The organism is Leclercia sp. 29361 (genome assembly GCF_011290365.1).
GTDB classification, from domain to species: Bacteria; Pseudomonadota; Gammaproteobacteria; order Enterobacterales; family Enterobacteriaceae; genus Enterobacter; species Enterobacter tamurae.
Genome location: NZ_CP049786.1, coordinates 2522798 through 2536318, shown reverse-complemented (window position 1 = coordinate 2536318; position 13521 = coordinate 2522798). Strand labels below are relative to the sequence as shown.

Sequence of the window (13521 nt, the reverse complement as noted above, 5' to 3'; positions counted from 1 at the left end):
CACCACCTTAGCAGAAAAAAATCGCCAGATTGGAAAGTAAGGTCTAGATTGAATTCAGTTGCCACTGGTATGACCACATAGATAAGGCTCAACGCATGAATTCAATAATAATACCCGTAAATGAAGGCGGATTTCTGGCGGCCACGATATGGGAAAGAAGCGATGCCAAAGCGATGGTTATCCTTCACCCCGCAACGGCGGTTGTGCAGACATTTTATAAAGGATTTGCAGAGTACCTTTTTAACAGGGGATTCAGTGTCCTCACGTACGATTACCGTGGCACGGGCCTTTCAAAATCCGGGAAAGTCCGGAGCTACAGCGTCTCAATGTCAGACTGGATCGAGCAGGACGTCGGATGCATCACCGCCTGGGCTAAAGCGCGCTGCCCCGGTCTTAGCCTGCTGGCGGTAGGGCACAGTGTGGGTGGGCACGCCGTTCTGCTTTCGCCAGCTACGCACGCCCTGCAGGCCGCGGTGATAGTGGCCTCACATGCCGGGGTGACAAGCACCATAAAACAGACGACAGAAAAGGTGCGAGTCTGGTGCTTATTGCGCGTTCTGGCCCCGGTTCTTTGCCGACTCTTCGGGTACATGCCTGCCAGGCGTCTTGGGCTGGGCGAGGATTTGCCGGCGCCAGTGATGCTTCAGTGGGGGCGCTGGAGCGCAATGCCGGGCTATTTCTACGACGATCCAGACTGGGATGCACGCCAGCGGGCAAGCGAGATAACCTTACCCGTGCTGGTGATGGGGTTTGATGACGACCCCTGGGCTAACCCTGAAGCCATTACGCGGCTGATGGCGCCAGTGCGAAACGCCAAAATCGAACGCCGCGAGATACGGCGCGCCGATTTCGGTATTCCGGCCATTGGCCATATGGGCTTTTTCCGTAGCCGATGTGCGGAGAAATTATGGCCCGTCGTCGGTCAATGGCTGGAGAGACAGTGCCCGGATTGAACGATGCGGGCAGGGGGGCTCTGCTACCAGCGTGTCGCCTGCATATCAATCACAAAGCGATACTTAACGTCCCCTTTCAGCATGCGGGCAAAGGCAGCCTCAATATCCTCGCCGCCGATCGTTTCAACCTCGGCGGTAATATTGTGTTCGCCGCAAAAGTTCAACATCTCCTGGGTTTCCTGAATGCTGCCAATCGACGACCCGCTGATGCTTAAACGTCGGAACACCATGGGGGTAATATTCGGCGAGTTGTGTGGCTGGTCCGGAATGCCGACCAATACCAGGCGGCCATTGGTTTTCAGCGTTGCCAGATAAGGGTCCAGGTCGTGCGGGGCCGCTACGCAGTCGATGATAAAATCCAGCGAGGTCTGGCAGGCAGCCATTTGCGCGGCATCCCGCGATACCACGACCTGTTTTGCCCCCAGACGACGGGCATCGTCGCCCTTCCCGGGGGAGGTGGTAAACAGCGTCACTTCCGCCCCCATCGCACTGGCAAGCTTCACGGCCATATGGCCTAATCCACCCAGGCCCACCACACCCACACGATCGCCTGCTTTGACGTTGAAATGGCGCAGCGGCGACCAGACAGTCACGCCTGCACATAACAGCGGTGCAACTCCGGCAAGCGGCAGGTTTTGCGGTACAGAAACAACAAAATGTTGATCGACAATGATGCTCTGGGCATAGCCGCCCCGGGTTCTGTCGCCGGTATATTTATCAATGCCATTGTAGGTTGCCGTAAACCCCGCCTCACAGTACTGCTCTTCGTGGTGTTTGCAGAAATGGCACTCGCGGCAGGAGTCGACCATTACCCCCACACCGACGATATCACCGGGTTTAAAATGGCTGGCTTCGTCTCCAGCCTCCACCATGCGTCCGACGATTTCATGCCCCGGTACCAGGGGATACTCACTCACCGCCCATTCGTTACGCGCCATATGGAGATCGGAGTGGCACACGCCGCAATAGAGGATCTCGATTTTGACATCCTGCTTTTGTAAGGCGCGCAGCGAAACCTGGCCTGATACTAAAGGTTGTGCCGCGTCATGTGCGACTAAAGCGTTGATTTTCATCTTACCTCAGGAATGTGCTGGTGTTGGTTAACTCAAGGGGGCAGACTATAGTCAACAGGGTTCCATATTGATAGTAGTTACCATTTGGTGACCATAAGCAGAGGGAAGAACAATGCCAGCCTGGGTTGAGGGTAAACTCTTTTTCTATGCGGACTCGCCGCCGCGCCGCCTGATGGAGCTCTTTTCAGTGAAATGGAGCACGATGGTGCTGCACGCGCTGTACCACTGGCCGGATGAACGTGCCCGCACGGGTGAGTTACAGCGCAGCCTGCAGGGGATTTCGAAGAAAATGCTGTTCCAGACGCTGAAAGAGCTGGAGCAGCGAGGGTTGATCGCCCGCCATGTGTATGACGTAATCCCCCCCAAAGTCGATTACCGTCTGACCCCACTTGGCAGAACCTTTGCCGAACCCATTGAGCAAATGTACCAGTGGGGGTTAGAAAATCAGTCCGCGCTGGATGAAATGGAAGCCTGTTATCAGGCGGCGACGTCCAGCTGACTGCTTTGCAACAGCGGCCTGCCGCCTGGTGGGCTTATTTCAGTTTGAACCCCCGCGCCATCACCGTGTCGCGCAGGTTCTCTCTTCCCCCCATGTAATCGATGCTGGTTGCTGATTCCACCACCGAGCCCTGCCAGGTTTTCGCACGCATATGTTGTCGGACGCGGAAAGCCTGCCAGGCCTCCTCATAATCTTTAAGGTAATCGCGATAGCGGCCCTGATCGTACTGATTGTAATGCAGGATCATTGGCTGAGCAGGTCGGGGACGAATGCTGCTGGTTCGGCTTGCATCGGGTCGTCCTACAGCCATACCAAAAGTCACATAGCTAAGTGGCGGAAGATTGATCATCTCTGCGATCTCTTTCGCTATGTTGCGCATCACGCCCAGATAAACGATGCCTAATCCTGCCGATTCTGCCGCAACGGCGGCATTCTGCGCCGCGAGCGCTGCATCAATGGAAGACATCAGGAACGAATCAAGGTAATCGAAAACAATGGGCTCTTTGCCAGCCTCTTTAGTGATGTCGGCACCGCGGGACAAATCGGCTACCCACAGCAACAGGGCAGGGGCTTCTTCAATCCACGGGATCCGATCGACCGGCACTGAGCGAGCTACCCTGTCTGCAATACGCTGTTTTAACGCCGCATCCGTTACGGCAACCAGGCTCCACTGATTCAGGGCCGAGGAGTTAGAGGCCGACTGTGCCGCTGCGACCATCGTCTCAATCGCCCCCTCAGGCAGAGGATCAGGCAAAAATGTTCTGACAGACTTGTGGCGCAGGAGCGCTTCGACTTGTGGGGTCCAGATAATATTGTCTGGCTTCTGTTGCGCTGCGCCATAGCGTTCTTCCAGTAGTGCCTGCAGCTCGTTTTTCGTGGCGGTCATAATGTCATCGTCCTCATACGAATGTGATGACCGCAGAATACTGAGATTACGCGTGCAGATAATCCCTGTTTTTCCGACTTCAGTTTCCATGTGTGTGCACAATCCAGAAGCCTGGGATAGAATGGAGGGATGGATCATCTTCTCGCAATACGTACATTCCAGCGCATCGTTGAAACGCGCTCATTCACTAAGGCCGCTGCACACCTGGGGTTGCCACGCTCTACTGTCAGCAAAGCGCTCAAGGATCTTGAAGCGCACCTTGGCATCAAGCTGATACAGCGCACGACGCGATCGGTTACCTTAACGATTGAGGGCGCTGAGTATTACCAGAGAATCAGCAGGCTTGTCGCCAGGCTGGATGAGACTGAAACTGCCATGCGGGACAGGGGCGCTGCGGCTAAAGGAAGGCTGCGAATCGATCTTCACTCTTCACTCGCCAACTTTGTGTTGCTCCCCATTCTCGACGAGTTTCGGGAACGCCATCCTCATATCCAGCTCGCGCTGGGGATCGGCGACCGGCCAGTAAACCTTATTGAGGAGGGAGTAGACTGCGTTATTCGCGCAGGCGAGCTGGCGGATTCGTCTCTGATTGGCCGAACCTTATATAAAGATCGCTTAGTGACCTGCGCAAGCCCTGACTATCTTGAAAAGTTTGGTGTACCCAGGCGTGTCGCTGACCTTGAAAACGGGCACAGGGTGGTGGGTTACTTCAGCGCGGCGACAGGAGAAGCCTGGCCTCTTCGTTTCCGGAACCGGGGCGGTGAAAAGCAGGTGCTTAACTTCGATATCGCCACGAATGACAGTGCTGCGCTGATCAATATGCTTGTGCGCGGCATGGGAGTAGGGCAAACACACGCTTCTGTAGCAAAAAACTTTCTTCAGTCAGGACAGCTCGTTCCCCTTCTTGAAGACGCGACCCATACACGATTTCCTGTATCAATAATTTATCCGCCAACCAAGCAATTGAATGCGCGTCTCCGGCTTTTTATTGACTGGATGGTAGAGAGACTTTCCGGGTATCACGCCTGAAAAGCGTATCCGGCAACCATACCTCCCATAAAAAAAGCCGCGAGCGGTTTCCCACTCACGGCGACAGGTTCAGTGATGATCTGTTCTGGCGATCAGGCTGCTTTAACGGCTCTGATTTTTTTACTGCCAGCGGTATCTGCATCTGACTCTGTTTTATCTGTTGCAGGGGCGGCATTCAGCTCAGGGAGCTTGCTGGTACGCAGAATATGTTGCACGGCCTCTTTCTGCTCGGCCAGATACAGCCCAAGATTCTCAGCCTGGGTTTCATCCATCTGCATTTCGCTTTGCAACAGCCAGTCGGTGAACGCTTCTGCCAGGTCGAGCAGTTTGTCGTGAGCGTCAGCCTCTTTCTTACTGGCAAATGTCATTTTCTCTTCACCTTTTCTTACGACAACAAATTTTGTTTCAACAGCCATTATGCGCCCTCCGTACTGTAATTATATACAGTATAACAGCTCCGGGTTTTAGTTGCAGCAAAAAATGACATCGTCAGGTAGAAGGTGAGGAGACCGCTTGGGTTGGCATTCCTTTACAAATTGCCGCTTGCCCGCAGGCGTGCGGCTCACTATTCTCATTGCCCATGAATATCCTGACGGGTTCGGCTCATCAAAAAAACAGGCAACTGAAAGCCATCGTGCTTCTGGTGGTTGCCTGTTTTGTCATGCTGATCTGCCTGACTCAGCGGGCGAGTATCCTGCATAACATGCAGGTGAAAGCCGCCGCGCTCTCCCTGAGCGCTGAAAACAGCGTGCAGGAGCGCGTGTCGCCCGCCTTGTCCCCCTGTGAGCTCAGCGCCCACTCGCTGCTGAACGCCCAACCCCTCCATTTCGATACGCTTCTGCTGTTACCCGGTCTGCTGGTTCTGGTATTAGCGGTGCTGATCAAAATCAGCGTCCTGCCGAGACCGGTGATCCTTTTCCGACCTCCTTTACTTCGAATACACCTCAAAAACTGCGTTTTCCGTGAATGACTGAACTGGACGTTCCTGTTTAGTTAATTTTTTACGGAGAAAATAGATGAAAACCTTTTTCAGGAGCCTGTGGTTCCTGTTATTCAGCTTGTCTGCGGCCTCAGCTGCGGTACCGGGCTGGTCGATGAAGCCTGAAAATTCCCATGCTCAGGTTCACGTCTGGCATGATGCGCCCGCAGAGGGGAAAGTTCGTCTGCTGCTGGACGTGACCCCTAATGAAGGGTGGAAAACCTACTGGCGTACCCCCGGTGACGGCGGCTTTCGGCCGGTGATCGCGTGGGAGCCGCAGGCCAAAACGCAGTGGCACTGGCCCCGGCCTGTCCGCTTTGATTCTGCTGGCTTCAGTTCAGTCGGCTACGATCGCCGCGTTGTGTTTCCGCTCGAAGTGGCCACCGATGAGCAGCAGCGATTACGCGGGAAACTGACGCTTTCGCTGTGCAGCACGCTCTGCGTGGTCAATACCTTCCCGCTGGATATCAACCTGGCTTCCGGTCCGTCAGCGCAGTTTGCCGATGCCTGGGACAACGCGATGCGCGCGGTTCCGCCAGATAACGGCCCTGTGGCGGTCAAATCCGTCGCCGCTGACAATGACACGCTGACCGTCAAACTGACCTCCCCGGAAGGCTGGTCCCATCCCGATCTCTTTCCTGACAACCCGACGGGGGTGAATCTGTCGTCGCCGCAGACCGCGATCCTCGGTGACACGCTGACCGCCCGGTTTAACGTCAGCGATAGCCAGGGAAAACCGCTGGAGGCCTCCGGGTTGCAGCCGCTCTCTCTGCTGGTCAGCGATGGTGCGCAGAGCCAGCAGCTCAGGGTAGATATCAGCCCGTCCACCACGCTGTGGCAGATCATGGCCGTGGCGTTAGCGGGTGGCCTTATCCTCAACCTGATGCCCTGTGTTCTGCCTGTCCTCGGGATAAAACTCGCTTCGCTGATGACCCTGGCAGAAAGCAGCCGCCGTCAGACGCGGGTGCGTTTCCTGGCAACGGCGGCCGGGATAATGTTCTCGTTTCTGGTGCTGTCGGCGGTCATTACCGGCCTGCGGTTATCCGGGGCCTGGATTGGCTGGGGGTTTCAGTTCCAGAGCCCATGGTTCATCGCCGCTATGGTGCTGGTGACCTGGATTTTTTGTTTCAGCCTCGCCGGCCTGCTTGAAATTCGCCTGCCTTCCACTCTGTCCACCCGGCTGGCTACCGCCGGTGGCAACGGTATCGGCGGGAGTTTTCTGGAAGGCGCCTTTGCGACCCTGCTTGCCACGCCCTGTACGGCGCCATTCCTTGGTACTGCCGTCACCTTCGCGTTAGCGGCACCGGTGCATCAGCTGTGGCTTATCTTCCTGGTGCTGGGGCTTGGGATGAGTCTTCCCTGGCTGGCGATCAGCATTGTTCCCGGCGTGGCGCGCTGGCTGCCTAAACCCGGCCCCTGGATGGGAAAACTGCGTCTGGGGCTGGTGCTCCTGATGCTGGGCTCCTGTATCTGGCTGATGTCGCTGTTGGTAAAGGAGTGGGGCGCACGCTATGTGCTGATCGGCGGCGGCCTGATGGTGGCATTTTTCCTTTTCCGTTGCGCGAAGGCCATGCCGAACCACAAAGAAAATCTGCGCAGTCTGATGTTTAGCGTGCTGTTTGGCGCGGGGCTGTATGCTTTTCTGGCTCCCCAGCCCCAGGGGAAGGACGACTCCCCCCTGAACTGGCAACCGCTCAGCGAAGCGGCACTCAGTGAGGCGCTGAATGCCAGAAAGCGCGTGCTGGTGGATATCACCGCCGACTGGTGCCTTAACTGCCGGGTGAACGAAGTGCTGGTTCTTCATCGCCCTGAGGTGATCGCTGCCTTAAACCGCGACGACGTTGTATTGCTGCAGGGAAACTGGAGTCAGCCTTCTGCTGAAATCGAACGATTCCTGCGCCGCTACGGCGCCAGCGGCATTCCTTTTAACGCTGTTTTTGGCCCTGCAATTCCGCAGGGGCACGTGCTGCCATCCCTGCTTAGCAAAGACGCGCTGCTGACCACCCTGATGGGTGCGAATGCGGCTACATCACCTGATTACACTGAGGAAAAATAATGAACAAGATCCTGACCCTGTTAATTTTACTGATAAGCGCCACCACGCAGGCGCAGACCACTGATTTACCTGAACCGGTTAAACAAATGCAGAAGCAGGGCATTGAAATTATTAAGCCGTTCAGCGCCCCCGGTGGCGTGGAAGGCTGGGTGGGTAAATATCAGGACATGGGCGTCACGCTTTATCTTACCCCGGATAAAAAGCATGTGATTTCAGGCTATATGTATGATGCCGAGGGAAATAACCTGAGCGAGAAAATCATTAATGATGAGATTTATATTCCCGCCGGGCGCGAGATGTGGAAGCAGCTTACCGCCGCGCCAGGGATCGCCGAAGGCAGCCCGGACGCGAAGTGCCAGGTGGTGGTATTTGCCGATCCCTTCTGCCCCTACTGCAATAAGTTCTGGCACCAGGCCCAGCCTTTTATCAAGGATAAAAGCATCAACACCAAAACCTTGCTGGTTGGCGTGATCCGCCCGGACAGCGCCCAGTATGCAGCGGCAATTCTCTCCGCGAAGGATCCGGCTAAAGTCTGGTATGACCTGGAAAGCAGCGACGGAAAAACCAAACCGGCGCTGCAGGGCGACACTCCGCCTGCTGTGTTTAAACAGATCCAGCACAGTCAGCAACTGATGGAAAAACTCGGTGCCAGCGGCACGCCTGCCATTTATTACCTGAATAAGGCGCAAGTTCTGCAACAAATCATCGGCATGCCTGATGCTGCGCAAATGGCCGATCTGGTGGCCTGTAAATAAGCCACTCTGGCCATACGTCCTGTCCGCGCCAGAAGAAAGGTTGCGGACAGGACCTTGATTTATCCATCAATTCATGAATACTGTATAGATATACAGTTAAATGGATTTGATATTATGCAACTCATCTTTTCGCGCGTTATCGCGCCAGTCAAAGCGCGCCAATAATCATGTTTGCGCTGGTAGACGTGAATAGCTTCTATGCCTCCTGCGAAACCGTGTTTCGCCCGGATCTGAAGGGGCGCCCGGTGGTGGTGCTGTCGAACAACGATGGCTGCGTTATCGCCCGCAGCGCCGAAGCGAAAGGGCTGGTGACGATGGGGGCACACTATTTCAAGCAGAGAGAGATTTTTCGCCGCCACGGGATTGTCACCTTCAGCAGTAATTACGAACTGTACGCCGATATGAGCCACCGGGTGATGACCACCCTGGAAGAGATCACCCCAGGGGTTGAGATCTACTCCATTGATGAGGCCTTTTGCGATCTCACCGGCGTCAGCAATTGCCTCAATCTGGAGGCCTTTGGCCGTGAAATTCGACAAACGCTGCTGCAACGTACGCACCTGACCGTTGGGGTGGGTATTGCCCCCACCAAAACCCTCGCCAAGCTGGCGAATTTCGCGGCCAAGAAATGGCAGCGGCAGACCGGCGGCGTGCTCGATCTCTCCAGCGTCGAGCGGCAGCGTAAGCTGATGGCGGCGCTGCCCGTCGAGGAGGTATGGGGCGTTGGGCGGCGGTTGAGTAAAAGGCTGGATGCCATGGGGATTAAAACCGTGCTGGATCTGGCCGACACCCATACCGCCGTGATCCGCAAGCATTTCAGCGTAGTGCTTGAGCGCACCGTGCGGGAATTGCGCGGCGAATCCTGCCTGGGGTTTGAAGAGTTTGCCCCGCACAAACAGGAGATTATCTGCTCCCGCTCGTTTGGCGAGAAGGTCTCAGACTACGAGGCGATGCGCCAGGCCATCTGCAGCTATGCCGCCCGCGCCGCCGAAAAACTGCGGGCCGAGCACCAGTACTGCCGGTTTATCTCCGCTTTTGTGAAGACCTCGCCGTTTGCGCTGAACGAGCCTTACTATGGCAACAGCGCCTCGATTAAGCTCCTGACGCCCACCGAAGACAGCCGGGATATTATTAACGCGGCGACTCGCTGTCTGGACGCCATCTGGAAAGAGGGGCTGCGCTATCAGAAAGCCGGGGTCATGCTGGGGGATTTCTTCAGTCTTGGCGTCGCGCAGCTTAATCTGTTTGATGAAAATCCTCCCCGACGCAACAGCGCAGAGCTGATGGCGGTTATCGACCAACTCAATAAAAAAGAAGGGCGCGGAACCCTCTGGTTTGCCGGGCAGGGGATTGAACAGCAATGGCAAATGAAAAGAGAGATGTTATCTCCCCGATATACCACGCGTTTTTCTGATTTATTGCGGGTGAGATAAATCCTTATCCCAAAATTAGTCTGCTTATAAAAAAGAAATATAGGTGCAAAGAAAGTTATTTATACGATATATCCCTGTTCGATTAATAATTACTGTATGGTGGTGTTTCTACTCACTTGCCCGGAGGGGCTATTCCCAACCTAAAATTTGAGTGCCCGGTTTGCACAAGTACGCGATTTCGTTTTACCACGTTTAGCCCAACGCAAACCCAACCTCATGGTGCTGTTTGTTCCGTTTGTGGAACCCGACTCACCCCTCACTCATGCGTGCCACTCCCGAAAAGGAGACGCTGGCCAAAACAGGTTGTTTAAGTGTAAAGCGGGGGCCCAATCTGGGCCCTCCTGGATTATTTTTTACCGCTTCGCTTACGGCACTTTTATATTAATTGAGTGTTAGTAAATTCCAGTAAATAATAGTAACAAGTCATCCGCTTTATTTTACGCGTCGCTGATGTCATCAATTAATTCTGGCCCCTGGTTTTTTACATTCCCCACGGCCTTTGTAACGGCATGCCAGTGGAATGCGTCCGCGGGAACTGCACCCGTCTGCGCAATCTCTTCTGCTTCTTGCCCGCTCACCGACTCGCGCAGCCATTCCCGTGCTGCCTCTGGCGTTAACACCAGCGGACGCCGATCGTGAATATCCACCAGCCCTTTATCCGCCGCGGCGGTGACGATCAGGAATCCTTCCGCCTCATCTCCACGTTCAAAGGGCGTGCTGCCGATGGCCGCCATAAAGATGGGTTGTCCGTCGGCGCGACAGATAAAGTAAGGCTGCTTTTTATCCCCCTCTTTTTTCCACTCGAACCAGCCGTCGGCAAAGACAATTGCCCGACCATGGTTCCACAGCGGTTTAAACATCCGGCTGCTGGCAGCGGTCTCCTGCCGGGCATTGATCAGCGGCGGCTTGTCCCACCAGCCAGGGGCGTAACCCCAGAATACCGGGTCGAGATGCAACAGATCCTCGCGCTCGCTGAGCAGTAACACTTTGGTGCCGGGCGCCACGTTATAGCGGCCGATGGGTTGCGGGTCGTAGGGGATGTCGCAATCCGCTTCATCGGCCAGAAAGGCAAGATACTCTTCCCGGGTCTGCGCCTGGGCAAAACGTCCACACATAGTCACCTCCGGTGGTATATGTAAGTATTATAGGTTGTCTATTTTCCGGAAACGGGCAGGTTGCACTTGTGAGAGAGGGTATGACAGGAAAAATAATACTCACCATGCTGGCGTTTGCGGCGAACTCCGTCCTGTGCCGGGTGGCGCTGACGGACGGGCACATCGATCCGGCGACCTTCAGCGATGTGCGGATCGTCAGCGGCGCACTGTTCCTGGTGATGCTGATGAGCGTCAGAAAAAAGCCAGCATCGAAAATACATTATGACTGGCGGAGCGGTCTGGCCCTGACGCTGTATGTGCTGGCGATGTCCTGGTCCTATCTGCGGATCGATACCGGGACCGGGGCGCTGTTACTGTTCGGGACCGTGCAGACGGCAATGGTCATCTATGGCTGGCGGCAGGGAGAAAAAATTGGTGTGCTAAAGGGCGCGGGGCTGTTGCTGGCTGTCGCTGGAACCCTGCTGTTGCTGCTCCCCGGCGCGCATGCCCCGGAACCAACCAGCGCGCTGATGATGATCGGCTCCTGGCTGGCCTGGGCGTACTACTCGGTGAAAGGGAAAAGCATGCCGGAAGCCATACCGGCGACGACGGGGAATTTTATTCTCGCCGTCCCTTTCACCGTTGTTCTCTCGCTCTTGCTGTCCGGGGAAAGGTTTACCAGTACACCCGGACTGTTATTAGCCATGACGTCCGGGGCACTGGCATCAGGCGCGGCTTACGCCCTGTGGTATACGCTGCTGCCGAAGATGAAAGCCATGACCGCAAGTACGGTGCAGCTTAGCGTTCCCTGTCTTGCCACTCTGGGCGGCGTGGTACTGCTCGGCGAAACCTTCAGCCTGCGCATGCTGGTGTCGATGTGTGCCGTGCTGCTCGGCATTACGCTGGTCATTCGGGCCCGTGATGCTCGCTGATGGCCTGCGCCGCGCAGATGAGGGCGAGATGGCTCAGGCCCTGGGGCATATTGCCCACCCATTCGCCGGTGCGGGTATCAAACATCTCATTGAAGGTTTCAACGTTGCCGCGGTGGCACAGCGTCTCCAGAATTTCCTCCATCATCTCCTCGCCAACTGCTGGCTCGTCCATCGAGGCCCAGGCCTCTGCCAGCCAGAATGAACAGGCGATGAAGGTACTCTCCTCCTGCTCGACGCCGCTGTACCGGTAGACCATCGCGCTGTTATGGCCCAGCTCGCGATGGATAGCCTCATAGGTCAGCTTCATGCGTTTCGGGTTCACTTTCATGCCGTAGCGTGAAACCAGCGCCAGGGAGGCGTCCAGCTGCCCGCCGTCCCCGACGTAAAAGCAGTAGGACTGATGGGTTTCGGACCAGCAGTGCTCTTCAACCCAGTCGCGGATGCGGTCCCGCTCGCGTTCCCAGCGCGCCTTCCATGTCGGTTCGATATGGCTGTGCTCCGCCAGCACCACGGCGCAGTCCAGCGCCAGCCAGCAGGACATTTTCGAGTGGGTATAATGACGCTCTTCCGGCAATTCCCAGATCCCGGAGTCCTTCATGCGCCAGCGGTCGGCGCACTGATTGGCAAGATGCCCGAGGAAGCGCGAGGTGCCCGTATCCAGAATATGGCCCGCTTCGACAAACAGTTTTGCCACACCAAGCATATCGGCATACATGCTCAGTTGACGCTGGTCGCGGGCGTTATTGCCAATGCGTACCGGCTGCGAACCCCGGTAGCCCTGGAGTTCCGCGTAACGCTCTTCCGGTACCAGCTCGCCTTCGAGGGTGTAGCAGGCCTGCATCTCCGGGCCGTGTTTGATAATGGTTTTCGACAGCCAGGAAAACGCCGCCTTACACTCCTCAAGGGTGCCGAGGAAGGTAAAGGCTTTAATGATCAGGCAGGCATCTCTCACCCAGGCGAAGCGGTAGTCGTAGTTTTTCTCGCCGCCGATCCCTTCCGGCAGGGAGGTGGTGGCCGCCGCGGCTAGCGCGCCGGTTGGTGAATACCAGAGGAACTTCAGCGCCAGCGCGGAACGGATAACGTGATCTTTATAGAGGCCGTCGTATTTGAGCCCCTTCACCCAGTCCTGCCAGGCGGTGTGGCTGGTTTCAATGCGGTTATCAATCGCCTGAATGTCCGGCACCGCCAGCGGCTCGCTCTGGGTGACGAGCAGGGCGACAACTTCCCGGCTTCCCTTTTTGAGGGTGATCTCCGCTTCGATCTCTTCGTCATCAGCGTGAGTAATAACGACGTTTTCGCTGGTGTGCAGCATCGCCATCAGATCGCCGATATGGTAAACGCTCCCCTTGAAGGTATCTGACCGCCAGGGGGAGCGCGTTTCGACCATCGTCCCGAAGCGCAGATGGAGCCGGAAAGGCACGGTGCCGCGGACGCCTTCCAGCCGCCGGGCCAGTTCACTCCAGGGCAGACGCCCCGCCAGGGTGCTGTTAATCGATTCGGTTAACAACACCGTGCCATCTTTGGTCTCAAAACGGGTTTCCAGCACGTTGCTGTCCTCGCGATAGGCGCGCGAGACGGAATAGTCCACCGCAGGGGTCAGGCTGAAAAAACCGCCGATGGTCGGGTCCAGTAGTCGATCGAAAAGGGGCGGCGAGTCGAGATTGGGCGCGCTCCACCAGTCGATCGAACCATCCGGGGCGATGAGCGCCACCGAGCGGCCCTCACCGATCGCGGCATAATCCCCCAGACCAATAAATCCTTCCTCGCGCAACGGCATAGTGTATTTAGCATTTTTCAAATGAGTCATCCCTTCGTCTGGCGCAGCAGGCCGC

General features: G+C 56.2%; 13 protein-coding genes. 8 read left to right on the top strand and 5 right to left on the bottom strand.

Annotated features, from left to right (window positions below; all coding sequences use genetic code 11):
* Positions 1-95 precede the first annotated feature (95 nt).
* Positions 96-953, top strand: a complete 858-nt coding sequence (locus tag G7090_RS12075; protein ID WP_166182581.1) for an alpha/beta fold hydrolase — start codon at positions 96-98, stop codon at positions 951-953.
* A 23-nt stretch (positions 954-976) separates the two neighbouring features.
* On the opposite strand, the gene G7090_RS12070 is transcribed toward G7090_RS12075, so the two are convergent.
* Positions 977-2026: an NAD(P)-dependent alcohol dehydrogenase gene (locus G7090_RS12070; RefSeq protein WP_166182580.1), complete on the bottom strand. Its 1050-nt coding sequence runs from the start codon at positions 2024-2026 to the stop codon at positions 977-979.
* Between the two features lie 112 nt (positions 2027-2138).
* On the opposite strand from G7090_RS12070, the gene G7090_RS12065 reads away from it, so the two are divergent.
* On the top strand, positions 2139-2525 hold the full coding sequence (locus G7090_RS12065) for a helix-turn-helix domain-containing protein (RefSeq protein WP_106993034.1): 387 nt from the start codon (positions 2139-2141) through the stop codon (positions 2523-2525).
* A gap of 34 nt (positions 2526-2559) precedes the next feature.
* Here G7090_RS12065 and G7090_RS12060 read toward each other — a convergent pair whose 3' ends face one another.
* On the bottom strand, positions 2560-3411 hold the full coding sequence (locus G7090_RS12060; protein WP_166182579.1) for a nitroreductase family protein: 852 nt from the start codon (positions 3409-3411) through the stop codon (positions 2560-2562).
* A gap of 129 nt (positions 3412-3540) precedes the next feature.
* Here G7090_RS12060 and G7090_RS12055 point away from each other — a divergent pair, with 129 nt between their 5' ends.
* On the top strand, positions 3541-4440 hold the full coding sequence (locus tag G7090_RS12055) for a LysR family transcriptional regulator (RefSeq protein WP_166182578.1): 900 nt from the start codon (positions 3541-3543) through the stop codon (positions 4438-4440).
* A gap of 92 nt (positions 4441-4532) precedes the next feature.
* On the opposite strand, the gene G7090_RS12050 is transcribed toward G7090_RS12055, so the two are convergent.
* Positions 4533-4856: a YebG family protein gene (locus tag G7090_RS12050; RefSeq protein ID WP_166182577.1), complete on the bottom strand. Its 324-nt coding sequence runs from the start codon at positions 4854-4856 to the stop codon at positions 4533-4535.
* Positions 4857-5074: 218 nt separating this feature from the next.
* Between G7090_RS12050 and G7090_RS12045 the strand changes: the two genes are divergently transcribed.
* The 4 genes from G7090_RS12045 (at position 5075) to G7090_RS12030 (ending at position 9663) form a co-directional block, all read left to right on the top strand.
* A complete protein-coding gene (locus G7090_RS12045) occupies positions 5075-5410 on the top strand; it encodes a copper-binding protein (RefSeq protein ID WP_225758681.1) in 336 nt (111 codons plus the stop codon).
* A 46-nt stretch (positions 5411-5456) separates the two neighbouring features.
* Complete coding sequence (locus G7090_RS12040; protein ID WP_166182575.1) at positions 5457-7475, top strand: protein-disulfide reductase DsbD; 2019 nt, start codon at positions 5457-5459, stop codon at positions 7473-7475.
* Positions 7475-8230 (top strand): thiol:disulfide interchange protein DsbG, encoded by a 756-nt coding sequence (dsbG, locus tag G7090_RS12035; RefSeq protein ID WP_166182574.1) that lies wholly within the window; start codon positions 7475-7477, stop codon positions 8228-8230. Before G7090_RS12040 ends, dsbG begins: the two co-directional genes overlap by 1 nt.
* Positions 8231-8397: 167 nt before the next feature.
* Entirely contained in the window at positions 8398-9663 is a 1266-nt protein-coding gene (locus G7090_RS12030; RefSeq protein ID WP_166182573.1) for a Y-family DNA polymerase, read from the top strand.
* 437 nt (positions 9664-10100) lie between these two features.
* On the opposite strand, the gene G7090_RS12025 is transcribed toward G7090_RS12030, so the two are convergent.
* Positions 10101-10778, bottom strand: a complete 678-nt coding sequence (locus G7090_RS12025) for an SOS response-associated peptidase (protein WP_166182572.1) — start codon at positions 10776-10778, stop codon at positions 10101-10103.
* A gap of 80 nt (positions 10779-10858) precedes the next feature.
* On the opposite strand from G7090_RS12025, the gene G7090_RS12020 reads away from it, so the two are divergent.
* Entirely contained in the window at positions 10859-11689 is an 831-nt protein-coding gene (locus G7090_RS12020; RefSeq protein ID WP_166182571.1) for a DMT family transporter, read from the top strand.
* On the opposite strand, the gene G7090_RS12015 is transcribed toward G7090_RS12020, so the two are convergent.
* Positions 11664-13496 carry a glycoside hydrolase family 15 protein gene (locus G7090_RS12015; RefSeq protein WP_242685313.1) on the bottom strand — a complete coding sequence of 611 codons (1833 nt, stop codon included), beginning with the start codon at positions 13494-13496 and terminating at the stop codon, positions 11664-11666. The two genes, G7090_RS12020 and G7090_RS12015, sit on opposite strands and share 26 nt — an antisense overlap.
* Between the last annotated feature and the right edge of the window lie 25 nt (positions 13497-13521).